Raw genomic sequence first — 26,130 nt, forward strand, 5'->3', positions numbered from 1 at the left:
GAAAAGGAGTGAGCGTGGCCGGACCGACGACCGCCGAGCGCGGTGAACGCCGGCAGGAGTCGTCCGGCCCGCCGCCCGCTTCCCGGACCAGGAGGCGGCGCCTTCTGGTGCTCGCCGCCCTCGCGGCCCTCCTCGTACTTCTCGGGGCCGGCGTCGCCTGGGCGCTGTACGGCTCCGCATGGCTGCGGGTGGACCACGTCTCGGTGTCCGGGACGCGGGTGCTGACCCCCGCCCAGGTGCGCGAGGCGGCGGCCGTGCCCGTCGGGGAGCCGATGGTCTCCGCCGACACGGACGCCGTCGAAGCCCGGCTCCGCCGGAAATTGCCCCGAATTGACACCGTAGACGTGGTTCGTTCCTGGCCTCATGGAATCGGCCTGAAAGTGATCGAGCGCACTCCGGTTCTACTTGTCCGAAAGGGCGGGAACTTCGTCGAGGTCGATGACGAAGGTGTCCGGTTCGCCACGGTTTCACGGGCGCCGAAAGGCGTTCCGGCGCTGGAGATGTCCGCCTCCCGCAAGGGACCCGGCGCCGCGAGCTTCCGGCGCTTCGGCATGGACCGGCTGGTGCGTGAGGCCGTCCGGGTCGCCGGTGACCTGCCGGAGCCCGTGCTCAGGGCCACCCGGGCCGTCCAAGTCCGCTCCTACGACGCGATCTCGCTGGAGTGGGGCGACGGGCGCACGGTGGCATGGGGCAGCGGCGAGAACGGCAGCGCCAAGGCACGGGCCCTCACGGCTCTCATGAAAGCAGTTCCCGGCGCACGGCACTTTGATGTCACCGTTCCCACCGCCCCTGCGTCATCGGGGAGTTGACGCACATCAGCGCAGGCCAGCACCCTGGTTGGGCACTGCTATGGCTGATCACATAGGGTGAAAAGAAAAACGGGAGGTTCGGCGTGTTCGTTGAACGGGCGCCACTTGTCGACTTAGTGTCCTGTTCAGAAGACTCCAGGGAACAGACACACTGGTAACCCTAAACTTCAAGGTTAGGGTTCGGGTCGGCGCTACGGACCGTCCCATTCGGCATCCGTCGTCCCGGTGCGGGGCAACCGCACGGCGGCGACAACGTAATTCGAGGCGAGAGGCCTTCGACGTGGCAGCACCGCAGAACTACCTCGCAGTCATCAAGGTCATCGGTGTCGGCGGCGGTGGTGTCAATGCCATCAACCGGATGATCGAGGTCGGTCTCAAGGGCGTCGAGTTCATCGCCATCAACACCGACGCACAGGCGCTGTTGATGAGCGACGCCGACGTCAAGCTCGACGTCGGCCGCGAACTCACCCGCGGACTCGGCGCCGGAGCCAACCCGGCCGTCGGCCGCAAGGCCGCCGAGGACCACCGCGAGGAGATCGAGGAGGTCCTCAAGGGGGCCGACATGGTCTTCGTGACGGCCGGCGAGGGCGGCGGCACCGGCACCGGCGGCGCGCCCGTCGTGGCCAACATCGCGCGCAATCTGGGCGCCCTTACCATCGGCGTGGTCACGCGCCCGTTCACCTTCGAGGGACGGCGCCGCGCGAACCAGGCCGAGGACGGCATCGCGGAACTCCGCGAAGAGGTCGACACCCTCATCGTCATCCCCAACGACCGGCTGCTGTCCATCTCGGACCGCCAGGTCTCGGTCCTGGACGCCTTCAAGTCCGCGGACCAGGTCCTGCTCTCCGGTGTGCAGGGCATCACCGACCTCATCACCACGCCCGGCCTGATCAACCTGGACTTCGCCGACGTCAAGTCGGTCATGTCCGAGGCCGGTTCGGCTCTCATGGGCATCGGCTCGGCCCGCGGCGACGACCGCGCGGTGGCCGCGGCCGAGATGGCGATCTCCTCCCCGCTGCTGGAGGCCTCCATCGACGGCGCCCGCGGCGTGCTGCTCTCCATCTCCGGCGGCTCCGACCTCGGCCTGTTCGAGATCAACGAGGCCGCCCAGCTAGTCAGCGAGGCCGCGCACCCCGAGGCCAACATCATCTTCGGCGCCGTCATCGACGACGCCCTGGGCGACGAGGTCCGGGTCACCGTGATCGCGGCCGGCTTCGACGGCGGCCAGCCGCCGGCCCGCCGGGACAACGTCCTCGGCTCGGCCTCCGGCTCGGCGCCCACCCGCCGCGAGGAGCCCGCGCCGGTGCGGCCGAGCGAGCCCAGCCGTCCGTCCTTCGGCTCGCTGGGCAGCGTGAAGCCGAAGGAGGAGCCGGAGCCGGCGCCCGAGCCGGTGGCCGACATCCCGGTCCCGCCGCCGGTCACGCCGGCGCCGCGACCCGCCTACGTGGACAGCACGGCCGAGGAGCTGGACGTCCCGGACTTCCTCAAGTGATAGGACGGCGCGAGAGCGTGAGCGGCGCGCACTTCGCCTTCACCGACCGGTGGGGCGGGGTGAGCGCCGCTCCGTACGAGGCGCTGAACCTCGGCGGCGCGGTCGGCGACGCCCCGGAGTCCGTGGGGACCAACCGGGAGCTGGCGGCCGAGTCGCTCGGTCTGGACGCCGCTTCGGTGGTCTGGATGCAGCAGGTGCACGGCGCCGACGTCGTCGTGGTGGACGCGCCGTGGGGCGGGCGTCCGGTGCCGGAGGCCGACGCGGTCGTCACCGCCCGGCGCGGACTCGCCCTCGCCGTCCTCACCGCCGACTGCGTGCCGGTACTGCTGGCCGACCCCGTCGCCGGGGTCGCCGCCGCGGCCCACGCGGGCCGGCCCGGCCTGGTCCGGGGGATCGTCCCCGCCGCCGTACGGGCCATGGTCGAACTCGGCGCCGTACCGGACCGGATCGTCGCCCGTACCGGACCGGCCGTCTGCGGCCGGTGCTACGAGGTGCCGGAGGCGATGCGCGCCGAGGTGGCCGCCGTCGAACCGGCGGCGCACGCCGAGACGAGCTGGGGCACGCCCGCGGTCGACGTGAGCGCCGGCGTGCACGCGCAGCTCGCTGGGCTCGGGGTGTGCGACCGGGCGCAGTCGCCGGTGTGCACGCTGGAGTCGCAGGACCACTTCTCGTACCGCCGCGACCGCACCACGGGGCGACTCGCCGGCTATGTGTGGCTGGACTGATCGGGCATGACGGACCGTAAGACGGAACTCGCCGCGAATCTGGCGAAGGTGGAGGAGCGCATCGCCACCGCGTGTGCGGCGGCCGGGCGCGAGCGGGACGAGGTGACCCTGATCGTGGTCACCAAGACCTACCCGGCGAGCGATGTGCGGATCCTGTCCGGCCTCGGCGTGCGCCAAGTCGCCGAGAACCGCGACCAGGACGCGGCCCCGAAGGCCGCCGCGTGCGCGGATCTGCCCCTGACGTGGCACTTCGTCGGTCAGTTGCAGACCAACAAAGTTCGTTCCGTGGTCGGTTACGCCGACATCGTGCAGTCTGTCGACCGTTCCCGGCTCGTCGCCGCGCTGTCGAGGGAGGCGGTACGGGCGGAGCGCGAGGTGGGCTGCCTCCTCCAGGTCGCGCTCGACGCGGGGGCGGACGGCCGGGGCGAGCGCGGTGGCGTCGGCCCGGACGGAATCGAAGAGTTGGCCGACCTCGTGGCCGCCGCGCCCGGACTGCGGCTCGACGGCCTGATGACCGTCGCTCCGCTCACCGGGGAATACGCGGGACGCGAACAGGCCGCGTTCGCACGGCTCATGGATTTGTCGACCGACCTGCGCCGGGCCCATCCGGCTGCAACCATGGTGTCGGCAGGGATGAGTGCGGACCTCGAACAGGCCGTGGCCGCCGGGGCGACACATGTACGCGTCGGCAGTGCGGTACTCGGAGTCCGCCCCAGGCTCGGGTAACGTCGCCAGGAAGTCGGACCACAGCAGAAAATATGGTCAGTGCCCGTCAAGGCGGGCACAACGACCACGTGGATCGCGGGCATTTGGCAGTCGTCAGTCGATCCACCACAGAGCGGAGGACTCAGAGCATGGCCGGCGCGATGCGCAAGATGGCGGTCTACCTCGGCCTCGTGGAGGACGATGGGTACGACGGCCGCGGATTCGACCCCGACGACGACTTCGAGCCCGAGCTGGACCCGGAGCCCGAGCGGGACCACCGACGGCACGAACCGTCACATCAGCCGCATGGTGCGCATCAGTCCCAAAGGGACGAAGAGGTGCGAATCGCGCAACCGCCCGCGCCGCGCGAGCCGGTGGCCCGTTCGACTTCGCTCGCCGCGGAATCCGGACGCCCGGCGCGGATCGCGCCCGTGGCATCCATCACACAAGAACGTCAGTCCCTGGAGAAGAACGCACCGGTGATCATGCCCAAGGTCGTGTCGGAACGAGAGCCTTACCGGATCACCACGCTTCACCCGCGGACCTACAACGAGGCCCGTACCATCGGGGAACACTTCCGTGAGGGCACCCCGGTGATCATGAATCTGACTGAGATGGACGACACAGACGCGAAGCGACTTGTCGACTTTGCGGCAGGTTTGGTGTTTGGTCTTCACGGCAGCATCGAGCGGGTGACGCAGAAGGTGTTCCTGTTGTCTCCTGCTAACGTCGATGTCACGGCGGAGGACAAGGCCCGCATCGCAGAGGGCGGGTTCTTCAACCAGAGCTGAGACGCAGGACCGGACCGCAGTACGGAAAGCACGGAGCAGGGGAGAGGGAACCGCAGGCCATGAGCGTGTTCGCGCAGGTGATCTACATCGCGCTGATGGTGTTCCTCGTCGTGCTCATCTTCCGACTGGTCATGGATTACGTGTTCCAGTTCGCCCGCTCGTGGCAACCCGGCAAGGCGATGGTGGTCGTACTGGAGGCCACCTACACTGTCACCGATCCACCGCTGAAGCTTCTGCGGCGGTTCATCCCGCCGCTGCGTCTCGGGGGCGTGGCGCTCGACCTGTCCTTCTTCGTACTGATGATCATCGTTTACGTCCTCATCTCCATTGCGCAGCACTTCGTGAGATGAGGATGGACGATACGGTCTTGCCGACTGCCGATGACTACGTTGAGGTGAAGAGATGCCGTTGACCCCCGAGGACGTGCGGAACAAGCAGTTCACGACCGTCCGCCTCCGAGAAGGCTATGACGAGGACGAGGTCGATGCCTTCCTCGACGAGGTCGAAGCCGAACTGACCCGTCTGCTCCGCGAGAACGAGGACCTGCGCGCCAAACTGGCCGCGGCCACGCGCGCGGCCGCGCAGAACCAGCAGAACATGCGCAAGCCTCCGGAGCAGGACCAGCAGCAGCAGGGGATGCCCCAGCAGGGGATGTCCCAGCAGGGGATGCCGCAGCAGGGCATGCCTCAGCAGGGGATGCCCCAGCAGGGCATGCGAGGTCCCGGCGCACCGGTGCCCGCCGGCATATCGGGCCCGCCGCAGCAGCAGATGGGCGGCCCCATGGGTGGTCCGCCCCAGTTGCCGAGCGGTGCCCCGCAGCTGCCCGCCGGCCCCGGCGGTCAGGGTGGCCCGCAGGGTCCCGGCCCGATGGGTCAGGGTCCGATGGGTCAGGGTTCCATGGGTCAGGGCTCCATGGGCCAGGGTTCCATGGGTCAGGGCTCCATGGGCCAGGGTTCCATGGGTCAGGGCTCCATGGGCCAGGGTTCGATGGGTCAGGGCTCCATGGGACAGGGCCACATGGGTGGTCAGCCGCCCATGCAGCAGCAGATGGGCGGTCCGATGGGCGGCCCCATGGGCGGCCACGGTCAGGGCCCCGGTGGCGACAGCGCCGCCCGTGTCCTCTCGCTGGCCCAGCAGACCGCTGACCAGGCGATCGCCGAGGCCCGTTCCGAGGCCAACAAGATCGTCGGTGAGGCCCGCAGCCGCGCCGAGGGTCTGGAGCGGGACGCCCGTGCCAAGGCCGACGCCCTGGAGCGGGACGCGCAGGAGAAGCACCGCGTCGCCATGGGCTCCCTGGAGTCCGCGCGCGCCACGCTGGAGCGCAAGGTCGAGGACCTGCGCGGCTTCGAGCGCGAGTACCGCACGCGGCTGAAGTCGTACCTCGAGTCGCAGTTGCGTCAGCTGGAGACCCAGGCCGACGACTCCCTGGCCCCGCCGCGCACTCCGGCCGCCGCGTCCCTGCCGCCGTCCCCGGCGCCCTCCATGGCCCCGGCCGGCGCGAGCGCCCCGTCCTACGGCGGGAACCAGGGGATGGGCGGCAACCCCGGCCCCTCCGGCCCGTCCTACGGCGGTCAGCAGCAGATGACCCCGGCCATGACCCAGCCCATGGCCCCGGTCCGCCCGCAGGGTCCGTCCCCGATGGGCCAGGCGCCCTCGCCGATGCGCGGGTTCCTGATCGACGAGGACGACAACTGAGCACCGGGCATTAGTACGACAACGGCGTCGGCAGCGCCCAAGGGGCGGGCCCCCGGACTTCGGTCCGGGGGCCCGCCCCTTTTGCGTGGGTCGCCCGCGTCGGCCGTCGGGGTGCGGGACACCGCGCGGCGGTGACGGGACCGGCCGGCATCCGGGCGGAAGGCCCGGTCCGGTATCCCGACGGGAGCCCACGGCCCGGCGTCCGGGCGGTAGCCCACGGCCCGGTACCCGGGCGGGAACCTCTGGTCCGGCGATTCACGCGGAAGGGCCCGGTCTCCTTGCCGGAGACCGGGCCCTTCCGTACGCCTGGGCGCCTACGCCCGGCGCAGCCGGAACGTCAGGGACAGGCCCTCGTCGGTGAAGGCGTCGCCGTAGGTGCCGTCCGCCTCGCCCTGGGCGAAGTCGGTCGCGAGGACCTCCTCGGCGATCAGGGCGCTGTGCTCGGACAGTGCGGCGATGACGGCGGGGTCGGTCGAGGTCCACCGCAGGGCGATCCTGTCGGCCACGTCCAGGCCGCTGTTCTTGCGGGCCTCCTGGATCATCCGGATCGCGTCGCGGGCCAGGCCTGCCTGCCGCAGCTCCTCGGTGATCTCCAGGTCGAGGGCGACCGTGGCACCGGAGTCGGAGGCCACCGACCAGCCTTCGCGCGGGGTCTCCGTGATGATGACCTCGTCGGGAGCGAGGGTGACCGTCTCCCCGTCGACCTCCACGGACGCGGTGCCCGCACGCAGCGCGAGGGACAGCGCGGCGGCGTCGGCACCGGCGATCACCCGGGCCACGTCCTGCACCCGCTTGCCGAACCGCTTGCCCAGCGCCCGGAAGTTGGCCTTGGCGGTCGTGTCGACCAGGCTGCCGCCGACCTCGCTGAGCGAGGCCAGCCCCTCGACGTTCAGCTCCTCCGTGATCTGCGCGTGCAGCTCCGGGTGGAGGGACTCGAAGCCGGTGGCCGCGATCAGCGCACGGGACAGCGGCTGACGCGTCTTGACGCCCGACTCCGCGCGCGTGGCGCGGCCCAGCTCCACCAGCCGGCGGACCAGGACCATCTGCCGCGACAGCTCAGGGTCGATCGCGGACAGGTCCGCCTCGGGCCACGGCGCCAGGTGCACGGACTCGGGCGCGCCCGGCGTGACCGGCGCGACCAGGTCCTGCCACACCCGCTCGGTGATGAACGGCGTGATCGGCGCCATCAGCTTCGTGACCGTCTCCAGCACCTCGTGCAGGGTGCGCAGCGCGGCCTTGTCGCCCTGCCAGAAGCGGCGGCGCGAACGGCGGACGTACCAGTTGGACAGGTCGTCCACGAACGCGGACAGCAGCTTGCCGGCGCGCTGGGTGTCGTACGCCTCCAGCGCCTGGGTCACCTGGTCGGTGAGGGCGTGGAGTTCGGACAGCAGCCAGCGGTCCAGCACCGGGCGCTCGGCCGGGGCCGGGTCCGCCGCGGAGGGCGCCCAGCCGGACGTGCGGGCGTACAGGGCCTGGAAGGCGACCGTGTTCCAGTACGTCAGCAGGGTCTTGCGGACGACTTCCTGGATGGTGTTGTGGCCGACCCGGCGGGCCGCCCACGGGGAACCGCCGGCCGCCATGAACCAGCGCACCGCGTCCGCGCCGTGCTGGTCCATGAGCGGGATCGGCTGGAGGATGTTGCCCAGGTGCTTGGACATCTTGCGGCCGTCCTCGGCGAGGATGTGGCCCAGGCAGACGACGTTCTCGTACGACGACCGGTCGAAGACGAGGGTGCCGACGGCCATCAGCGTGTAGAACCAGCCGCGGGTCTGGTCGATCGCCTCGGAGATGAACTGCGCCGGATACCGGCTCTCGAACAGTTCCTTGTTCTTGTACGGGTAGCCCCACTGCGCGAACGGCATGGAACCCGAGTCGTACCAGGCGTCGATGACCTCCGGTACGCGCGTGGCCGTCTTCCCGCAGCCGTCGTGACGGCAGGCGAAGGTGACGTCGTCGATGTACGGCCGGTGCGGGTCCAGGCCCGACTGGTCCGTGCCGGTCAGCTCGGTCAGCTCCGCGCGGGAGCCCACGCAGGTGAGGTGGTCCTCCTCGCAGCGCCAGATCGGCAGCGGCGTGCCCCAGTAGCGGTTGCGGGACAGCGCCCAGTCGATGTTGTTGTTCAGCCAGTCGCCGAAGCGGCCGTGCTTGACCGTGTCCGGGAACCAGTTGGTCTTCTCGTTCTCCTGGATGAGGCGGTCCTTGATCGCCGTCGTGCGGATGTACCAGGAGGGCTGCGCGTAGTACAGGAGCGCGGTGTGGCAGCGCCAGCAGTGCGGGTAGCTGTGCTCGTACGGCAGGTGCCTGAAGAGGAGGCCGCGCTGCGCCAGGTCCTCGGTGAGCTTCTCGTCCGCCTTCTTGAAGAAGATGCCGCCGACCAGCGGGACGTCCTCCTCGAAGGTGCCGTCCGGGCGGACCGGGTTCACGACCGGCAGGCCGTAGGCGCGGCAGACCTTGAGGTCGTCCTCACCGAACGCGGGGGACTGGTGGACCAGGCCCGTACCGTCCTCGGTCGTCACGTACTCGGCGTTGACCACGTAGTGCGCCGGCTGGGGGCTGTGCCCGTCGGTTCCCTCGCTGACGCTCGGGAACTCCACCAGCTCGAAGGGGCGCTGGTACGTCCAGCGCTCCATCTCGGCGCCGGTGAAGCTCCGGCCGGTGGCCTCCCAGCCCTCGCCGAGCGCCTTGGCGAGCAGCGGCTCGGCGACGACGAGCTTCTCCTCGCCGTCGGTGGCGACGACGTAGGTGACCTCCGGATGCGCGGCGACCGCCGTGTTGGACACCAGGGTCCAGGGGGTCGTCGTCCACACCAGCAGGGCGGCCTCGCCGGCGAGCGGGCCGGAGGTGAGCGGGAAGCGGACGTACACGGAGGGGTCGACGACCGTCTCGTAGCCCTGCGCCAGCTCGTGGTCGGACAGGCCGGTGCCGCAACGCGGGCACCAGGGGGCGACCCGGTGGTCCTGGACCAGCAGCCCCTTGTTGAAGATCTCCTTCAGCGACCACCACACCGACTCGACGTACTCGGGGTCCATGGTCCGGTAGGCGTCGTCCAGGTCGACCCAGTAGCCCATGCGGGTCGTCAGCTCGGCGAAGGCGTCGGTGTGCCGGGTCACCGACTCGCGGCACCTGGCGTTGAACTCGGCGATGCCGTACGCCTCGATGTCCTGCTTGCCGGAGAAGCCCAGCTCCTTCTCGACGGCCAGCTCCACCGGCAGGCCGTGACAGTCCCAGCCGGCCTTGCGGCCCACGTGGTAGCCGCGCATGGTGCGGAAGCGGGGGAAGACGTCCTTGAAGACGCGGGCCTCGATGTGGTGGGCGCCCGGCATGCCGTTGGCGGTGGGCGGGCCCTCGTAGAACACCCATTCGGGGCGACCCTCGGACTGCTCCAGGCTCTTGGCGAAGATCTTCTGCTCGCGCCAGAAGTCGAGCACGGCGTGCTCAAGAGTGGGCAGGTCGACCTGTGCGGGCACCTGGCGGTACGTCGGCGCTGTCATCTGCGAGCATCCTCCAACGGACTTGCTGCCTTCCGTCGGAGGGACGAGAGCCATCGATCCTGTCTACGCCGTGTGCGGCGCGCTCCCGCGGTACCACCCTCCTTGGCCCTCCGCCGCGCCCTACGCGCCGGTGGGCCCCCTCATTGGGGTCGCGATACCGGGTCTACTGGCCGCCGCCCTGAGGCTGCGGCTTTCTTCCGGCGGCTCCGGGGTGATCTTCACGTCGCGCTCGCCCCCGGGCTCACACCGTCCCCGGGTCGCTCTGGGCTGCGTACGCCGCTACTCGTCCCCATCCACGCTTTTCGCTCCGCCCAGTGTACGGCGCCCCGCGGACAGCGGCGGACCGGTTTTCCGCGCGGTGCGGACGCCCGGCCCGGGCCGGGCCGCGTGACCCGAATGGCGAGGGGGCGGGCGCAGGTGTCCGCGCGGGCCGGACCGGACGGATTACCGGGCGGGGAGCTGGGCACAACGGATGCAGGCCCGTGGCTCGGGGGGTGCGGGCGGGCGAATCGGGCGGTGTGCCCCGTTGCCGCGGGACTCAAGTCGATTTATCGTCCCAGCACGATTCGCGAGCAAGATCACAGTATGTGAAGGGGCCGCGGCCATGGTGGCGAAGAAGACCGCCGTACAGCAGCCGGCGACCGGCAGGACGGGCCCGGAAGCTGCCACCAGGAGGACGGCTGCGGGGAAGCCGGCAGCCGGTCACGCGGCTGTGCGGGAGGAACGGGAAGCGGGGGAGGACGGGGAGGAGGCGCAGGAGCGGGCGGCGGGGAGAGCCGCCGTGAAGAGGACGGGCACGAAGAAGGCGGCCGTGCGGAAGACGCCCGTGAAGCAGGCCGTCGGAAAGGGAACGGTCGCGAAGGAGACGGCCGGGAAGAAGGCGGCTGTGACGGACGCGGCCGGGAAGGCCGCGACGCCGAGGAAGCCCACGGCGAGGAGGCCCACGGCGAGGACGGCCACGGAGAGTACGGCCACGGACAAGGCGGCTGCGGACAAGGTCACGGACAGGGTGGCCGGGGACAAAGTGGCCACGGACAAGGCGGCCCCCAGGGAGCCGGCGGTGAGGAAGACCGGTGGCGGGCGGGCGGTCCACGAGGACGTCTCCACGGAGACGGCCCACAAGAGCACGGCCAAGAAGGCGGGTGCGGCGCGGGCCGCGAAGCAGACGGGAGCCACGACAGTGGTTGCGAAGAAGACCCCTGGCACGGTCACGGCGGAACAGAGCCCCCTTCCCAAGGCGCGGGCCGCCGCCGTGGAGCCCGGCGAACTGGCGGTGCGCTCCGGCGAGGACCCCTGGACCCCGGAAGAGGTCGCGGAGGCCCGCGCGGAGCTGGACTCCGAGGCGGGGCGGCTGCGGACGGAGATCAGCTCGTCGGAGGCGTCCGTCGCCGGTCTGATGCGGGACTCCGGGGACGGTGCCGGCGACGACGAGGCCGACACCGGCACCAAGAACATCACGCGCGAGCACGAGATGGCGCTGGCCGCCAACGCGCGGGAGATGCTGGACCAGACCGAACGGGCCCTGGAACGGCTGGACGCGGGCACCTACGGCCTGTGCGAGAACTGCGGCAACCCCATCGGCAAGGCACGCATGCAGGCCTTCCCCCGAGCCACGCTGTGCGTGGAGTGCAAGCAGAAGCAGGAACGCCGCTCCTGAACGCCGGCGGCCGTGGGGGTGTGCCGTAGTCTCGTCCACAGTCAGGCACCTAGGTTGAGGGACTCACGTGGCAGAGGCGGAGCGCATCATCGGTACGCCGGACACCCCGGACGACGGCGGCGAGCGGACTGCGGCGGCCGGAACGTCCGCCGGCCCGCGCGCGTCCGGTCCGGCCGGTGCGAGCGAGGGGCCGGCCCCGGTGGGCCGGCGGACCGGCCGCGGGCGCCGGATCGCCGTGCTGTTCGCGGTGGCCACGTTCGCGTACGCCGTCGACCTGATCAGCAAGATGCTCGTCGTCGCCCGCCTGGAGGGCCACGCGCCGATCCGGGTCGTCGGCGACTGGCTGGAGCTGCACGCCATCCGCAACCCGGGGGCCGCCTTCGGGTTCGGCGCGGCCTTCACGATCATCTTCACCCTCATCGCCGCCGCCGTGATCCTGGTCATCATCCGTCTCGCCCGCAAGCTCTACAGCTTCCCCTGGGCCATCGCGCTCGGCCTGCTGCTGGGCGGCGCGCTCGGCAACCTCACCGACCGGATCTTCCGGGCGCCGGGGATCTTCGAGGGCGAGGTCGTGGACTTCATCGCGCCCCAGGGCTTCGCGGTGTTCAACCTCGCCGACTCGGCGATCGTGTGCGGCGGCATCCTGATCGTGCTGCTGTCCTTCCGCGGCCTGGACCCGGACGGCACGGTCCACCAGGACTGAGGCCGCTCACGCCGGTCCGCGGGGCCCGCGGCCGGGAGGTTTTCCACAGGCCCGTTCGGTGGCAGGGCACCCGTCCGGCATACTCGACGGGTGAGCACGATTCCCGAGATCCGCACCCTGCCCGTGCCGGACGGCCTGGAGGGCGAGCGCGTCGACGCCGCCATCTCCCGCATGTTCGGCTTCTCCCGCACGAAGGCGGCGGAACTGGCCGCGACCGGCAAGGTCCAGGTCGACGGGGCGGTGGTCGGCAAGTCCGAGCGGGTGCACGGCGGCGCCTGGCTCGAGGTCGAGATGCCGCAGGCGGCGGCGCCGGTACAACTGGTAGCCGAGCCGGTCGAGGGCATGGAGATCGTGTACGACGACGATGACGTCGTCGTGATCGTCAAGCCGGTCGGCGTGGCCGCGCACCCGTCGCCGGGCTGGTCCGGGCCGACCGTCATCGGCGGTCTCGCCGCCGCCGGATACCGGATCTCCACCTCCGGCGCCGCCGAGCGCCAGGGCATCGTGCACCGCCTCGACGTCGGCACGTCCGGCCTGATGGTGGTCGCGAAGTCGGAGCGCGCCTACACGTCGCTCAAGCGCCAGTTCAAGGAGCGCACGGTCGACAAGCGCTACCACACCCTGGTCCAGGGCCACCCGGACCCGACGAGCGGCACGATCGACGCCCCGATCGGCCGCCACCCGAACCACGACTACAAGTGGGCGGTCACGGCGGACGGCAAGCCGTCGGTGACCCACTACGACCTCGTCGAGGCGTTCCGCGCCGCCTCCCTGCTCGACGTGAAGCTGGAGACCGGCCGCACCCACCAGATCCGCGTCCACATGGCCGCGCACCGCCACCCGTGCGTCGGCGACCTCACGTACGGCGCCGATCCCACCCTCGCCAAGCGGCTGCGCCTGACCCGTCAGTGGCTGCACGCGGTCCGGCTCGGCTTCGAGCACCCCGGCGACGGACAGTGGGTGGAGTTCGCCAGCGACTACCCCGAGGACCTGCGGCAGGCCCTGGACCAGGTCCGGGAGGAGACGTGGGCGTGAGCCCGCGCTTCACCGTCCGGGTCGTGACGGACCTCGCCGGCCGCGAGGCCTGCTTCGCGGTCCGCAAAGAGGTCTTCGTGGCCGAGCAGGGCGTCGCCGAGGACATCGAGTACGACGCCCGCGACGCCGTGGCCGTGCACGTCCTGGCGGTCCGCGAGGACGGAGTGCCGCTGGGCACCGGGCGGCTGCTGCACGGCGAGGCGGCGGCGAAGACCGGCGGACACCCGGCGGTGGGCTCCCTGGGGCGGCTCGCCGTCACCCGGGAGGCACGCGGGCTCGGCGTCGGCGCGGCCCTGGTGCGCGCCATCGAGGACACCGCCCGCGCACAGGGCCTCACCGCCCTGGACCTGCACGCGCAGACCCACGCCCTGGGCTTCTACGAGCGGCTGGGATACGTGGCGTACGGCCCGGAGTTCCCGGACGCCGGCATACCGCACCGGGCGATGCGCCGCGCCCTGTAGCCCCCGCCCACCACTCCCCGTAGCCCCCGCCCGCCACTCCCCGTAGCCCCCGCCCACCGCTCCCGGTAGCCCCGCCGCCCGGCGGGACGGGTGCGCGGTCCGGGAGACGTCGGTACGGCCGGGGCGGCGGCGTCGTGGCAGGCTAGAGGTCTGCCGTGTGATCGTCGAGCCCGGAGCGCAGTCCGTGGATCAGTTGGCCCTGTTGTTCGCCCTGCTGCTCGGGGCCCTGGTGAGCGTCCCGGTCGGGGACCGGTTCGGGGTGCCGGCGCCCGTGCTGATGACCCTGTTCGGCGGGGCCCTGGCGGTGGCCGACTTCGTGCCCGACGTGAACATCCCGCCCGACCTGATCCTGCCCGCGCTGCTGCCCCCGCTGCTCTACGCCGCCGTGCGCCGGACCTCCTGGCGGCAGTTCGCGGCCAACGTCCGTCCGATCTTCCTGCTGGCCGTCGCCCTGGTGTTCGTGACCACGGTGTGCGTGGCGCTGATCGCCCGCGCGATCGTGCCCGGGCTGCCGATCGCCGCCGCCGTCGCGCTGGGCGCCCTGATCGCGCCGCCCGACCCGGTCGCCGCGACCAGTGTCGCCGGACAGCTCGGGCTGCCGCGCCGCCTGGTGTCCATCCTGGAGGGCGAGGGCCTCTTCAACGACGTCACGGCCATCGTGCTCTACCACGTGGCGATCGCCGCCGCCCTGAGCGGCTCCTTCTCGCCCTGGCGGGCCGGGCTCGACCTGGTGCTGTCCGCCGTCGTCGCGGTGGCCGTGGGGCTGGTGCTGGGCTGGGGCGCGAACAGGCTGATGGACCTGCTGGGCGACCCGACCCTCCAGATCGGCATGACCCTGCTGGTGCCGTACGCCTCCTACGTGCTGGCGGAGAAGCTGCACGGCTCCGGGGTGCTCGCCGTGCTCACCACGGCTCTGTTCCTCGCCGAGTACGCCACCGACGCCGACGACGTGATGACCCGGCTGGCCGGGCACGCCTTCTGGGACATCATCGACACCCTCGTCACGGGGGTCGCCTTCGGGCTGATCGGCCTGGAGCTGCACAACGCCATCCACACGGGCCGCGGGCGCTGGGGCGAGCTGCTGGGCTGGTCGGCGGCCGTGGTGGGCGTGGTGGTCGTCGTACGGCTGCTGTGGCTGCTGCCGGCCACCTGGCTGACCAAGCGGCTGCACGCCCGCCGGAACTACGAGGAGGAGATCCCGGTTAGCTGGCGGGAGACCGTCGTCATGTGGTGGTCCGGGATGCGCGGGGTGGCCTCCGTGGCGCTGGTCCTCGCGATCCCGCTGAAGACCGACGACGGTTCGCCCTTCCCGCAGCGGGACGTGCTCGTGTTCATCGCCTTCGGGGTGATCATCGCCACGCTGGTGGTGCAGGGGCTGACGCTGCCGTGGCTGGTGAGGCGGCTGGGCGTGCGGGCCGACTCCGAGGGGGAGAAGGAGTTCGAGAAGGAACTCGCGGTGCGGGCCGCGAAGGCGGCGAAGCGCAGGCTGCGGGAGATCGAGCAGGTGGAGGACCTGCCCGACGACCTCTCCGAGCAGATGCTGCGGCGCGCCTTCGACATCGGCATCCGGATCAGTCCGGACATGGGGGAGGAGGAGCGCCGGAAGGCGCAGCACCAGCGGGTCAGGCGGCTCAAGCGGGTGCGGCGCATCCAGGACGAGATGCTCAGCGCGGCGCGGCACGAGGTACTGGCGGCGCGCAGCGAGCCCGGCGCGAATCCGGAGATCGTGGACCGGGTGCTGCGCCACCTCGACGTGCGCAGCATGCGGTGACCCGTTCCGGTGGCCGCGGCGATCCGTGACAGCCGCAGCCGCAGCCGCAGCCGCAGCCGCAGCCGCAGCCGCAGGCTCGGGGACCTGTGTCGCGGAGGCTGCGGCTGCAGCGGTCGGGCCCCCGGCCCCCGGGCCGGTCAGCCCCGGCCGGTGCGGGGGAACTCGTAGGCCTTGCGCAGCGAGGCGCCGTCGGGGGACGGGACGCGGTAGGGCGGGAGCACGGCCTCGGAGGTGTTGACCCGGGGCAGCGCGTAGGGGTGCTTCTCGGACAGCCAGGTGATCATCTGTTCGCGGACCGCGACCCGCACCGTCCAGATGTCGTCCGCGTCCTTCGCCGTCACCAGGGCGCGCACCTGGACGGTGTTCGGCGTGGTGTCGGTCACCTGGAGGCTGTAGGCGCGGCCGTCCCAGGCCGGACACCCGCGCAGGATGTCCCGCAGCTTCTCGCGCATCGCCTCGACCGGCGCGCTGTGGTCCAGGTACCAGTAGACGGTCCCGGTCATCTGGGGGGTGCCCCGGGACCAGTTCTCGAAGGGCTTGGAGGTGAAGTACGACACCGGCATGGTGATCCGGCGCTCGTCCCAGGTCCGTACGGTCAGGAAGGTCAGGGTGATCTCGTCGACCGTGCCCCACTCGCCGTCCACGACGACCGTGTCGCCTATGCGGACCATGTCGCCGAAGGCGATCTGGAGCCCGGCGAACAGGTTCGACAGGGTCGACTGGGCGGCGACACCGGCGACGATGCCGAGGATGCCGGCGGAGGCCAGCAGCGAGGCGCCGGCCGCGCGCATCGCGGGGAACGTCAGCAGCATGGAGGCGATCGCCATCACGATGACGATCGCGGACACCACCCGCATGATCAGCTCTACCTGCGTGCGGACCCGGCGCACCCGGGCCGCGTCCCGGTGGACACGCGCGTAGCGGCTGTAGGAGGTCTCGACGACGGCGGCGGCGATCCGGATCAACAGCCAGGCGGTGGACCCGATCAGCACCAGCGTCAGCGCGCGGCCGATGCCGGTGTGGTGCTGCTCGGAGAGCTGCGCCTGGTCGTAGGAGCCTCTGAGCAGGGCGGCGCACAGCACCACCTGGTAGGGAATGCGGCCCCGCCGCAGCAGTTCCCACAGCGGCGAGTCCGGGTTGCGTTCGTCGGCCTTGCGCAGCAGTCGGTCGGTGGCCCAGCCGAGGGCAAGGGTGAGCAGCACCGAGCTGCCCACCACGATCAGGGGGCGGAGTACGTTCTCCATGCCTCCGAACGTAACCGGGCTCGGCGGGTGATGAACATGTGTGTTCCGAGCGTGTGTGGGTATGGCCGCCGATACGGCCGCCAAGGCGGCGGCTGGCACCATGGCCTCATGAACATCATGCTCTTTCACTCGGCCTACGGGCTCAGGCCCGCGGTGCGCGAGGCCGCGGACCGGCTGCGCGCGGCGGGACACGAGGTGTGGACGCCGGACCTCTTCGACGGACACACGTTCGACACCGTCGAGGACGGCATGGAGTTCCAGGAGCGCACCGGCAAGGAGGAGCTGCTGAAGCGGGCCGTGCTGGCGGCGGCGCCGTACTCGGACCGGGGGCTGGTGTACGCCGGGTTCTCACTGGGCGCGTCCGTCGCCCAGACCCTCGCCCTCGGCGACGACAAGGCGCGCGGGCTGCTGCTTCTGCACGGCACCTCCGACATCGCGCCGAACGCGCAGGTGGACGAGTTGCCGGTGCAACTGCACGTGGCGGAGCCGGACCCGTTCGAGACGGACGACTGGCTGAGCGCCTGGTATCTCCAGATGGGCCGGGCGGGCGCCGACGTGGAGGTCTACCGGTACGCCGGGGCCGGGCACCTCTACACCGACCCCGGCCTGCCGGACCACGACGCGCAGGCCGCCGAGGCCACCTGGCGGGTGGCACTCGGCTTCCTGGAGACGCTCGGCTGAGCGATGCGTCACACCGGGTCGTAGGTCCGCTCGATCTTCTGCGTGCCGCTGCGGGTGCGGTAGGAGCGCGCCCAGCTCGACGTGGCGTGCGCGTCGGTGCGGTCGGACAGGACGTAGTAGTCCATCTGCGCGGCGTCGGCGGTGATGTCCAGGACGCCGTAGCCGTGGCGGTCGGTGTCCACCCAGTGGACGTGCCGGTTGGCGGCCTTGATGGCCGGTGAGGCGAGCGCGGAGACCGTGCCCTCGGCCACCTTCACGATGTCGTCCAGGTTGTCGGAGGTCACCGAGGTCACCACGAACTCGGTGGCCGCCGACGCCGACAGGGGGTAGGTGCCCGCGTCCACCGGCACGTCGTTGGCCCAGGCCATGTGGATGTCACCGGTCAGGAAGACGGTGTTGCCGATGGCGTTGGAGCGCAGGTGGGCCAGGAGTTCGCGGCGGTCGTCGGTGTAGCCGTCCCACTGGTCGGTGTTGGTGGCGATGCCCTCCTGCGGCAGCCCGAGCAGCTTGGCGAGCGGCTTGAGCAGGTCGGCGGTGAGGGAGCCGAAGGAGAACGGCGAGATCATCACCGAGTTGCCGACCAGCCGCCACCTGGTGTCGGAGGCCTTCAGCCCGGCCTTCAGCCAGTCGAGCTGGGCGCGCCCGGTGAGCGTGCGGTCCGGGTCGTCCACCGAGCCGCTGGCCGTGGACGCCTGCTGGGAGCGGAAGGAGCGCAGGTCCAGCAGGGACAGGTCGGCGAGCTTGCCGAAGCGCAGCCGCCGGTAGGTGGTGCCGGCGACGGCCGGGCGGACCGGCATCCACTCGAAGTAGGCCTGTTTGGCGGCGGCCTGACGGGCCGTCCAGGTGCCCTCGGCGCCCTCGGTGTGGTTGACCGCGCCCCCCGACCAGGCGTTGTCGGCGAACTCGTGGTCGTCCCAGATCGCGATGACGGGCGCCTTCAGGTGCAGGGCCTGGAGATCGGGGTCTGTCTTGTAACGGGCGTGGCGGATGCGGTAGTCGGCGAGGGTGAGGATCTCGTTGGCCGGGGCGTGCGGGCGGACGACCGCGCCGCGGGCCGCGTACTCGCCGGTCTTGTACTCGTAGATGTAGTCGCCGAGGTGCAGCCAGGCGTCCAGGTCGTTGCGGGCGGCGAGGTGGCGGTAGGCGGCGAAGTAGCCCGCCTCCCAGTTGGCGCAGGAGACCACGCCGAAGCGCAGCCCGGACACGTCGGCGTCCGCCGCCGGCGCGGTGCGGGTGCGCGCCACCGGGGAGTCGGTGCCGCCGGCCGAGAAGCGGAACCAGTAGTCGGTGGCCGGTGCCAGGCCGCGGATGTCGGCCTTCACGGTGTGGTCGGAGCCGGCGGTCGCGGTGGTGGAGCCTCGGGCGACGACGTCCGTCAGTGCCCGGTCCCGGGCGACGACCCAGCTCACCTGGGTGTCCGGGCCGGTGCCGGAGCCCGGTATCGCCTCCGGGACCGGGGTGACCCGGGTCCACAGCAGTACGCCGTCGGGCAGCGGGTCACCGGAGGCGACGCCGTGCAGGAAGGCGGGGGCGTCCGTGGCGGCGCGGGCCGGGAGGGCGGCGGCGAGCGGGCCGGCCAGGACAGCGGTCGCCGCCGCGGCCTTGACGACCGTACGGCGGCGAGGGAAAGGCGTGCCGAGGCTCTGGGCGGCCTCGGATGATCTGTATCGACTGGTCACGAACGATCAGGCTACTGATCAGTACGCGCGAGAGCGGGCGAACTCGCGAAAGTTCGCCCGCTCTTTGACCGTGCGTCGGTTCAGCCCTTCAGGGCCGCGTCCAGCGCGGTGTTGAAGTCGGCGGCGCTCATGGGGGCGTTCTTGCCGTCGGGGCCCGTCACGTTCTTGCCGTTCATCTTCAGGGTCGGGGTGCCCGAGACGCCGTCCTTGTCGAAGACCTTGGACTCCTCCAGTGCCCACCGGTCGTAGGTGCCGTCCTTCACGTCCTTGCGGAACGCCGCGTTGCCCTTCAGTGCGGGGACGGTGTCGGCGATCTTGATCAGGTAGGCGTCGTCCTTGAACTTGTCCGTGGTCTCCTCGGGGTGCCACTTCTTGGCGTACATCGCGGACTTGTACTCGAGGAAGGCCTCGGGGCTGACGTTCAGCGCGGCGCCCAGGGCGCTGAGCGCGTTCTTGGAGCCCTCGCCGGGAAGGCTCCTGTCGATGAAGGTGGCGCCGACGTACTTGAGCTTGAACTTGCCGGCGTCGAGGTCCTTCTTCACGGTCGGGCCGACCGCCTGTTCGAACGACGCGCAGATCGGGCAGCGCGGGTCCTCGTACATCACGAGGGTCTTCTCGGCGCTCGCCTTGCCGAGGACGACGGTCGTGCCGTCGGCGCCCGTGGCGTGGGCCGGCTTGACGAGCTTGTCGTCCTTCGCGGCCTCCCAGTACTGGGGCTTGTTGTTCTGGACGACGGCGTAGCCGATGCCGCCGGCCGCGGCCAGCACGGCCACGATCGAGGCGGCCACGATGATCTGCCGCCTGGCCTTGTCGCGCTTGGCCTGCCGCTCGCGCTCCTGGCGCAGCCGCTCCCGGGCCGCCGTCTTCGCCGTCTGGCTGTTCCGCTTGCTCATGCTGGTGATCTCCCTGGGGGACGCGCATCCGTCGTACGCGGGACGCGGGTGGGGGACTGGTCGGGTCCGGACGCCGCCGGCCGTGCGGGAGCCGGGACGGCTCAGGCGAGGGCCGCGGCGGGGGAGCACGGCGGTCCGCGCCGTCCCAGGGAGTGCACGAGGAGCCGGTCGCGGGCCGCGGTGCGGGGCGGCGCCGGGCGGGGCGCCCGGCGGGCCGGCAGCGCCCGTACGGTGACCGCGGCCACCGCCAGCAGCAGTGGCCGGAACGTCGTGCCGGCCACCGCGCACAGAAGCTGGGCCAGGGCCCGCTCGCCCCGGCGCAGCCAGGCGGCGGCCCGCAGGCCCACGCCGACGTGCGCGGCGAGCAGCAGCCAGGCGGCGGCCGGGCCGGCATGGGCGAGCAGGGCGCCGCTACGGTCGCCGCCGGTCACCTGGGCCAGCGGGGTGCCCACCCGGCCCTCGCACAGCACGTCCAGACCGACCGCGCGCAGCGGGCCGGCGACCGGGCCGCCCGCCCGGCCGTAACAGGCGTGCTGGCCGGTGGTGAACACCGTGTCGGCGGCCAGCTCCAGCGGGACCAGCAGGGCCGCGATCCGGCCGAAGCCGCGCTCGCGGCCCGCGAGCGCGTAGGCGGTGCCGAACACTCCGGCCGCGACCGCGGCCACGGTGGCCGACGGCAGCGGAGCACGGGACAGCAGCACGTGCGACGCGGTGCCGAGCGTCACGACGAAGGCCGTGAACAGCGCCGCGCGCACGGCTCTGAGCTGGGTCCCGGATATGTCCATAGCGAGAGCAGAGTCTGTCACGTACGCGGGTAAGAGACCCCTAAAGGATGCCTGTGAATCCGCGGCGTCACAGCCCCCGGATCCGGCCGTTGCGGAACAGGTCCACGAAGATCTGGTGATCGGCACGCGCGCGTGCGCCGTAGCGGTGCGCGAAGTCCACCAGCAGGGGGCGCGAAGCCCTCCTCGTCGGCCGCGAGCGCCGCGTCGATGGCCCGCTCGGTGGAGAACGGCACCAGGGACTCGCCGGACTGGTCGTCCGCCGCCGCGTGCATGGTGGCGGTGGCCCGGCCCAGGTCGGCGACGACGGCCGCGATCTCCTCGGGGTCGTCGATGTCGCCCCAGTCCAGGTCCACCGCGTACGGCGAGACCTCCGCGACCAACTGGCCCGAGCCGTCCAGCTCGGTCCACCCCAGCCACGGGTCGGCGTGCGCCTGGAGGGCGCGCTGGGAGATCACCGTGCGGTGGCCCTCGTGCTGGAAGTACCCCGCGACGGCCGGATCCGTGATGTGCCGGGAGACCGCCGGGGTCTGCGCCTGCTTGATGTAGATCACCACATCGTTCTCCAGGGCGTCGCTGTGGCCCTCCAGGAGGATGTTGTACGACGGCAGGCCCGCCGAGCCGATGCCGATGCCGCGCCGGCCCACGACGTCCTTCACCCGGTAGGAGTCCGGGCGGGCCAGGGAGGAGTCCGGCAGCGTCTCCAGATAGCCGTCGAAGGCCGCCAGGACCTTGTAGCGGGTGGCCGCGTCCAGCTCGACGGAGCCGCCGCCCGGGGCGAAGCGGCGTTCGAAGTCCCGGATCTCGGTCATCGAGTCCAGCAGGCCGAACCGGGTCAGCGAGCGGGCCACACGCAGCGCGTCGAGGAGCGGGCCCTGCGCGGTGTCCAGCGTGAACGGCGGCACCTCGTCCCGCTTGGCGCCCGTGGCCAGGGCGTGGACGCGCTCGCGGTAGGCGTCGGCGTAGACCGTCACCAGCTCGGTGATCTGCTCGTCGCCGAGGGCCTTCGCGTAACCGATGAGCGCGATGGAGGCCGAGAAGCGCTTCAGGTCCCAGGTGAAGGGGCCGACGTAGGCCTCGTCGAAGTCGTTGACGTTGAAGACCAGGCGGCCGTTGGAGTCCATGTACGTGCCGAAGTTCTCCGCGTGCAGGTCGCCGTGGATCCACACGCGCGAGGTGCGGTCGTCCAGGTACGGACCGCCGCGCTTCTCGGCGTCGAGGTCGTGGTAGAAGAGGGCCGCCGTGCCGCGGTAGAAGGCGAAGGCCGAGGCCGCCATCTTGCGGAACTTCACCCGGAACGCGGCCGGGTCGGCGGCCAGGAGCCGGCCGAAGGCGGTGTCGAAGACGGCGAGGATCTCCTCGCCGCGCTGCTCGTCGTTGAGCTGGGGGACCGACATCGCGGGGTGCCTCCTGGTGCGGGACGGGTGGTGCGTGTGGGTGCGGGAACGCGTACGACGGCGCTTCCGCGTCTTCAACGGGCGACGCCACGCGGGAGTGCCCGGTTCCCGCACGAAGGTACGCGGACGGGGCCCGCGCGTGTCAGTGCGGGGGCATAGACTTCGACGCTGTCCCCCAGACTGTCCACAGCCCGTGGGACCCCCGTCGACGCACGTTTGTCCTGGAGGCTCGAACCGTGTCAAAGCCGCCCTTCACGCACCTGCACGTCCACACCCAGTACTCGCTGCTGGACGGTGCCGCGCGGCTCAAGGACATGTTCGACGCCTGCAACGACATGGGCATGACCCATATCGCCATGTCGGACCACGGCAACCTGCACGGGGCGTACGACTTCTTCCACAGCGCGAAGAAGGCCGGAATCACCCCGATCATCGGGATCGAGGCATACGTCGCCCCCGAGTCCCGGCGCAACAAGCGCAAGATCCAGTGGGGCCAGCCGCACCAGAAGCGGGACGACGTCTCCGGCTCCGGCGGTTACACCCACAAGACGATGTGGGCGGTGAACCGGACCGGCCTGCACAACCTCTTCCGCCTGTCCTCCGACGCGTACGCCGAGGGCTGGCTGACGAAGTGGCCCCGGATGGACAAGGAGACCATCGCGCGGTGGTCCGAGGGCATCGTCGCCTCCACCGGCTGCCCCTCCGGCGAGGTGCAGACGCGGCTGCGCCTCGGCCACTTCGACGAGGCCCTCAAGGCCGCCGCCGACTACCAGGACATCTTCGGCAAGGACCGGTACTTCCTGGAGCTGATGGACCACGGCATCGAGATCGAGCGCCGGGTCCGCGACGGCCTGCTGGAGATCGGCAAGAAGCTCGGCATCCCGCCGCTGGTGACGAACGACTCGCACTACACGTACGCGCACGAGGCGGGCGCCCACGACGCCCTGCTGTGCATCCAGACCGGCAAGAACCTCTCCGACCCCGACCGCTTCAAGTTCGACGGCACCGGCTACTACCTGAAGTCCACGGACGAGATGTACGCCATCGACTCCTCGGACGCCTGGCAGGAGGGCTGCGCCAACACGCTCCTCGTCGCCGAGATGGTCGACACCACCGGCATGTTCGAGAAGCGCGACCTGATGCCGAAGTTCGACATCCCCGACGGCTACACCGAGGTCACCTGGTTCAAGGAGGAGGTCCGCCGCGGCATGGAGCGCCGCTTCCCCGGCGGCATCCCCGAGGACCGCCAGAAGCAGGTCGAGTACGAGATGGACGTCATCATCCAGATGGGGTTCCCGGGCTACTTCCTCGTCGTCGCCGACTTCATCATGTGGGCCAAGAACAACGGCATCGCGGTCGGCCCCGGCCGAGGCTCCGCGGCCGGCTCGATCGTCGCGTACGCCATGGGCATCACCGACCTCGACCCGATCCCGCACGGCCTGATCTTCGAGCGGTTCCTCAACCCCGAGCGCGTCTCCATGCCCGACGTCGACATCGACTTCGACGAGCGCAGGCGCGTCGAGGTGATCAGGTACGTGACGGAGAAGTACGGCGCCGACAAGGTCGCCATGATCGGCACGTACGGCAAGATCAAGGCCAAGAACGCGATCAAGGACTCCGCGCGCGTGCTGGGCTACCCGTACGCGATGGGCGACCGGATCACCAAGGCCATGCCCGCCGACGTCCTGGGCAAGGGCATCGATCTCAACGGCATCACCGACCCCGGCCACCCCCGGTACTCGGAGGCGGGCGAGGTCCGCGCGATGTACGAGAACGAGCCGGACGTGAAGAAGGTCATCGACACCGCCAAGGGCGTCGAGGGCCTGGTCCGGCAGATGGGCGTGCACGCCGCCGGCGTGATCATGTCCAGCGAGACCATCACCGAGCACGTGCCCGTCTGGGTCCGGCACACCGACGGCGTGACCATCACCCAGTGGGACTACCCGAGCAGCGAGTCGCTCGGCCTGCTGAAGATGGACTTCCTCGGCCTGCGCAACCTGACGATCATGGACGACGCCGTCAAGATGGTGAAGTCCAACAAGGGTGTCGACATCGATCTGCTGAGCCTCCCGCTCGACGATCCGACGACCTTCGAACTGCTCCAGCGCGGCGACACCCTCGGCGTCTTCCAGTTCGACGGCGGCCCCATGCGCTCGCTGCTGCGCCTGATGAAGCCCGACAACTTCGAGGACATCTCCGCCGTCTCGGCGCTCTACCGTCCCGGCCCGATGGGCATGGACTCGCACACCAACTACGCGCTGCGCAAGAACAAGCTCCAGGAGATCACCCCGATCCACAAGGAGCTGGAGGAGCCCCTCGAAGAGGTCCTGGCCGTCACCTACGGCCTGATCGTCTACCAGGAGCAGGTCCAGAAGGCCGCCCAGATCATCGCCGGCTACTCGCTCGGCGAGGCCGACATCCTGCGCCGCGTGATGGGCAAGAAGAAGCCCGACGAACTGGCGAAGAACTTCACCATCTTCCAGGCCGGCGCGAAGAGGAACGGCTACAGCGACGAGGCCATCCAGGCCCTGTGGGACGTGCTGGTCCCCTTCGCCGGCTACGCGTTCAACAAGGCGCACTCCGCCGCGTACGGCCTTGTCTCGTACTGGACCGCCTACCTCAAGGCGAACTACCCCGCCGAGTACATGGCCGCCCTGCTGACCTCCGTCAAGGACGACAAGGACAAGTCGGCGGTCTACCTCAACGAGTGCCGCCGCATGGGCATCAAGGTGCTCCCGCCGAACGTCAACGAGTCCGAGTCCAACTTCGCGGCCCAGGGCGACGACGTGATCCTCTTCGGCCTCTCCGCCGTCCGCAACGTCGGCACCAACGTCGTCGAGTCGATCATCAAGTGCCGCAAGGCGAAGGGGAAGTACGCCTCCTTCCCGGACTACCTGGACAAGGTGGAGGCGGTGGTCTGCAACAAGCGGACCACGGAGTCGCTGATCAAGGCCGGCGCCTTCGACTCCATGGGCCACACCCGCAAGGGCCTCACGGCGCAGTACGAACCGATGATCGACAACGTGGTCGCGGTCAAGCGCAAGGAGGCCGAGGGGCAGTTCGACCTCTTCGGCGGCATGGGCGAGGAGAGCAGCAGCGAACCCGGCTTCGGGCTGGACGTGGAGTTCTCCACCGACGAGTGGGACAAGACCTATCTGCTCGCCCAGGAGCGGGAGATGCTCGGTCTGTACGTCTCCGACCACCCGCTGTTCGGCCTGGAGCACGTGCTCGCCGACAAGGCCGACGCGGGGATCGCCCAGCTCACCGGCGGTGAGCACGCGGACGGCGCGGTCGTGACGATCGGCGGGATCATCTCCGGCCTCCAGCGCAAGATGACCAAGCAGGGCAACGCCTGGGCCATCGCCACGGTGGAGGACCTCGCCGGCTCCATCGAGTGCATGTTCTTCCCGGCCTCCTACCAGTTGGTGTCGACCCAACTCGTCGAGGACGCCGTGGTGTTCGTCAAGGGGCGGCTCGACAAGCGCGAGGACGTGCCCCGCCTCGTCGCCATGGAGCTGATGGTCCCGGACCTGTCCAACGCCGGCACCAACGCGCCCGTGATCCTCACCATCCCCTCGGTGAAGGTGACCCCGCCGATGGTCAGCCGGCTCGGCGAGATCCTCAGCCACCACAAGGGCGACAGCGAGGTCCGTATCAAGCTCCAGGGTCCGCGCAAGACCACCGTCCTGCGGCTGGACCGCCACCGGGTCAAGCCCGACCCGGCGCTCTTCGGCGACCTGAAGGTGCTCCTCGGCCCGTCCTGCCTGGCCGGCTGAGGTCCCTGAGCGTCGAGGGGCGCACCCGTCGTCACGGGTGCGCCCCTTGACGGTGTCAGGGCTTCAACTGCCCTGTGCTCCGGCCCTTCAGTTGTGGCCGAAGCGCTTCTGCTGCTTACGCGCGACATCCGCCGGGCTGCCCGGTATGCCCGCCATCGAGGACTCCTGCTCCTCCGCCGGCGGACGGTGCGTGCGCTCATGGGCCTGCTCGGCCTGCGGGGCGCGGTTCTGCGGGCCGCCCTGCTTGCGGTTCTTGTTCTTGGCCATGGGGATCTGCCTCCTGCGGGGGCTCTGGGGGCCAGGGACGGGACCAGATTCACATACGCTGACATCAGGCGCATGT

The 26,130-nt window shown here is 70.8% G+C and carries 21 protein-coding genes and 1 pseudogene; 14 read left to right on the plus strand and 8 right to left on the minus strand.

What is annotated here, in order from left to right:
- The first annotated feature begins 14 nt into the window (after nt 1-14).
- From D9753_RS26295 to D9753_RS26325, 7 genes are all read left to right on the plus strand, one after another.
- Nucleotides 15-809: a cell division protein FtsQ/DivIB gene (locus tag D9753_RS26295; protein ID WP_121791302.1), complete on the plus strand. Its 795-nt coding sequence runs from the start codon at nt 15-17 to the stop codon at nt 807-809.
- A 280-nt stretch (nt 810-1,089) separates the two neighbouring features.
- Nucleotides 1,090-2,301 carry a cell division protein FtsZ gene (gene ftsZ / locus D9753_RS26300; RefSeq protein ID WP_121789240.1) on the plus strand — a complete coding sequence of 404 codons (1,212 nt, stop codon included), beginning with the start codon at nt 1,090-1,092 and terminating at the stop codon, nt 2,299-2,301.
- The gene (pgeF, locus tag D9753_RS26305) at nt 2,298-3,026 is read left to right on the plus strand and encodes a peptidoglycan editing factor PgeF (RefSeq protein WP_121789241.1); all 729 of its coding nucleotides are present in this window, start codon (nt 2,298-2,300) and stop codon (nt 3,024-3,026) included. Before ftsZ ends, pgeF begins: the two co-directional genes overlap by 4 nt.
- Nucleotides 3,027-3,032: 6 nt before the next feature.
- Entirely contained in the window at nt 3,033-3,752 is a 720-nt protein-coding gene (locus D9753_RS26310; RefSeq protein ID WP_121789242.1) for a YggS family pyridoxal phosphate-dependent enzyme, read from the plus strand.
- A 128-nt stretch (nt 3,753-3,880) separates the two neighbouring features.
- Nucleotides 3,881-4,522 carry a cell division protein SepF gene (locus tag D9753_RS26315; RefSeq protein WP_121789243.1) on the plus strand — a complete coding sequence of 214 codons (642 nt, stop codon included), beginning with the start codon at nt 3,881-3,883 and terminating at the stop codon, nt 4,520-4,522.
- A gap of 59 nt (nt 4,523-4,581) precedes the next feature.
- Complete coding sequence (locus tag D9753_RS26320; protein ID WP_121789244.1) at nt 4,582-4,872, plus strand: YggT family protein; 291 nt, start codon at nt 4,582-4,584, stop codon at nt 4,870-4,872.
- Nucleotides 4,873-4,924: 52 nt separating this feature from the next.
- Nucleotides 4,925-6,217 carry a DivIVA domain-containing protein gene (locus D9753_RS26325; RefSeq protein ID WP_121789245.1) on the plus strand — a complete coding sequence of 431 codons (1,293 nt, stop codon included), beginning with the start codon at nt 4,925-4,927 and terminating at the stop codon, nt 6,215-6,217.
- A 314-nt stretch (nt 6,218-6,531) separates the two neighbouring features.
- Here the strand turns inward: D9753_RS26325 and ileS are convergent, their stop codons facing one another.
- Both ileS and D9753_RS39075 read right to left on the minus strand, forming a co-directional pair.
- The gene (gene ileS, locus D9753_RS26330; RefSeq protein WP_121789246.1) at nt 6,532-9,708 is read right to left on the minus strand and encodes an isoleucine--tRNA ligase; all 3,177 of its coding nucleotides are present in this window, start codon (nt 9,706-9,708) and stop codon (nt 6,532-6,534) included.
- Between the two features lie 702 nt (nt 9,709-10,410).
- Nucleotides 10,411-10,710 (minus strand): hypothetical protein, encoded by a 300-nt coding sequence (locus tag D9753_RS39075; protein WP_338057990.1) that lies wholly within the window; start codon nt 10,708-10,710, stop codon nt 10,411-10,413.
- Nucleotides 10,711-10,768: 58 nt separating this feature from the next.
- On the opposite strand from D9753_RS39075, the gene D9753_RS39080 reads away from it, so the two are divergent.
- The 5 genes from D9753_RS39080 to D9753_RS26360 all read left to right on the plus strand — a co-directional run bounded on the left by D9753_RS39080 (nt 10,769) and on the right by D9753_RS26360 (nt 15,335).
- On the plus strand, nt 10,769-11,365 hold the full coding sequence (locus D9753_RS39080) for a TraR/DksA family transcriptional regulator (RefSeq protein ID WP_338057991.1): 597 nt from the start codon (nt 10,769-10,771) through the stop codon (nt 11,363-11,365).
- 67 nt (nt 11,366-11,432) lie between these two features.
- Nucleotides 11,433-12,068: a signal peptidase II gene (gene lspA, locus D9753_RS26345; RefSeq protein WP_121789248.1), complete on the plus strand. Its 636-nt coding sequence runs from the start codon at nt 11,433-11,435 to the stop codon at nt 12,066-12,068.
- Between the two features lie 90 nt (nt 12,069-12,158).
- Entirely contained in the window at nt 12,159-13,103 is a 945-nt protein-coding gene (locus tag D9753_RS26350) for an RluA family pseudouridine synthase (RefSeq protein WP_121789249.1), read from the plus strand.
- Nucleotides 13,100-13,564 carry a GNAT family N-acetyltransferase gene (locus tag D9753_RS26355; protein WP_121791303.1) on the plus strand — a complete coding sequence of 155 codons (465 nt, stop codon included), beginning with the start codon at nt 13,100-13,102 and terminating at the stop codon, nt 13,562-13,564. Before D9753_RS26350 ends, D9753_RS26355 begins: the two co-directional genes overlap by 4 nt.
- Nucleotides 13,565-13,748: 184 nt before the next feature.
- Entirely contained in the window at nt 13,749-15,335 is a 1,587-nt protein-coding gene (locus D9753_RS26360) for a Na+/H+ antiporter (RefSeq protein WP_121791304.1), read from the plus strand.
- 137 nt (nt 15,336-15,472) lie between these two features.
- On the opposite strand, the gene D9753_RS26365 is transcribed toward D9753_RS26360, so the two are convergent.
- The gene (locus D9753_RS26365; RefSeq protein ID WP_121789250.1) at nt 15,473-16,579 is read right to left on the minus strand and encodes a mechanosensitive ion channel family protein; all 1,107 of its coding nucleotides are present in this window, start codon (nt 16,577-16,579) and stop codon (nt 15,473-15,475) included.
- Between the two features lie 108 nt (nt 16,580-16,687).
- On the opposite strand from D9753_RS26365, the gene D9753_RS26370 reads away from it, so the two are divergent.
- Nucleotides 16,688-17,260, plus strand: coding sequence for a dienelactone hydrolase family protein (locus D9753_RS26370; protein WP_121789251.1), 573 nt, complete (start codon nt 16,688-16,690; stop codon nt 17,258-17,260).
- An 8-nt stretch (nt 17,261-17,268) separates the two neighbouring features.
- Here the strand turns inward: D9753_RS26370 and D9753_RS26375 are convergent, their stop codons facing one another.
- From D9753_RS26375 to D9753_RS26390, 4 genes and pseudogenes are all read right to left on the minus strand, one after another.
- Nucleotides 17,269-18,939, minus strand: a complete 1,671-nt coding sequence (locus D9753_RS26375; RefSeq protein ID WP_121789252.1) for an alkaline phosphatase D family protein — start codon at nt 18,937-18,939, stop codon at nt 17,269-17,271.
- A gap of 80 nt (nt 18,940-19,019) precedes the next feature.
- A complete protein-coding gene (locus D9753_RS26380; protein ID WP_121789253.1) occupies nt 19,020-19,832 on the minus strand; it encodes a thioredoxin domain-containing protein in 813 nt (270 codons plus the stop codon).
- Nucleotides 19,833-19,933: 101 nt separating this feature from the next.
- Nucleotides 19,934-20,617, minus strand: a complete 684-nt coding sequence (locus D9753_RS26385; protein ID WP_121789254.1) for a hypothetical protein — start codon at nt 20,615-20,617, stop codon at nt 19,934-19,936.
- Nucleotides 20,618-20,684: 67 nt separating this feature from the next.
- Nucleotides 20,685-22,011 (minus strand): annotated as a pseudogene (locus D9753_RS26390) (DUF2252 domain-containing protein).
- 236 nt (nt 22,012-22,247) lie between these two features.
- Here D9753_RS26390 and dnaE point away from each other — a divergent pair.
- Nucleotides 22,248-25,787, plus strand: a complete 3,540-nt coding sequence (dnaE, locus tag D9753_RS26395; RefSeq protein ID WP_121789255.1) for a DNA polymerase III subunit alpha — start codon at nt 22,248-22,250, stop codon at nt 25,785-25,787.
- Nucleotides 25,788-25,874: 87 nt separating this feature from the next.
- Here dnaE and D9753_RS26400 read toward each other — a convergent pair whose 3' ends face one another.
- A complete protein-coding gene (locus tag D9753_RS26400; RefSeq protein WP_121789256.1) occupies nt 25,875-26,054 on the minus strand; it encodes a hypothetical protein in 180 nt (59 codons plus the stop codon).
- Nucleotides 26,055-26,130: the final 76 nt, after the last annotated feature.

The organism is Streptomyces dangxiongensis (assembly GCF_003675325.1).
GTDB classification, from domain to species: domain Bacteria; phylum Actinomycetota; class Actinomycetes; order Streptomycetales; family Streptomycetaceae; genus Streptomyces; species Streptomyces dangxiongensis.

What these genes read in the sequence shown, in the direction of transcription:
- D9753_RS26310 (WP_121789242.1), top strand. Translation starts at nt 3,033, where the DNA reads ATGACGGACCGTAAGACGGAACTCGCCGCGAATCTGGCGAAGGTGGAG.
- D9753_RS26315 (WP_121789243.1), top strand. Translation starts at nt 3,881, where the DNA reads ATGGCCGGCGCGATGCGCAAGATGGCGGTCTACCTCGGCCTCGTGGAG.
- D9753_RS26320 (WP_121789244.1), top strand. Translation starts at nt 4,582, where the DNA reads ATGAGCGTGTTCGCGCAGGTGATCTACATCGCGCTGATGGTGTTCCTC.
- D9753_RS26325 (WP_121789245.1), top strand. Translation starts at nt 4,925, where the DNA reads ATGCCGTTGACCCCCGAGGACGTGCGGAACAAGCAGTTCACGACCGTC.
- ileS (WP_121789246.1), bottom strand. Translation starts at nt 9,708, where the DNA reads ATGACAGCGCCGACGTACCGCCAGGTGCCCGCACAGGTCGACCTGCCC.
- D9753_RS26365 (WP_121789250.1), bottom strand. Translation starts at nt 16,579, where the DNA reads ATGGAGAACGTACTCCGCCCCCTGATCGTGGTGGGCAGCTCGGTGCTG.
- D9753_RS26370 (WP_121789251.1), top strand. Translation starts at nt 16,688, where the DNA reads ATGAACATCATGCTCTTTCACTCGGCCTACGGGCTCAGGCCCGCGGTG.
- D9753_RS26380 (WP_121789253.1), bottom strand. Translation starts at nt 19,832, where the DNA reads ATGAGCAAGCGGAACAGCCAGACGGCGAAGACGGCGGCCCGGGAGCGG.
- D9753_RS26385 (WP_121789254.1), bottom strand. Translation starts at nt 20,617, where the DNA reads ATGGACATATCCGGGACCCAGCTCAGAGCCGTGCGCGCGGCGCTGTTC.
- D9753_RS26400 (WP_121789256.1), bottom strand. Translation starts at nt 26,054, where the DNA reads ATGGCCAAGAACAAGAACCGCAAGCAGGGCGGCCCGCAGAACCGCGCC.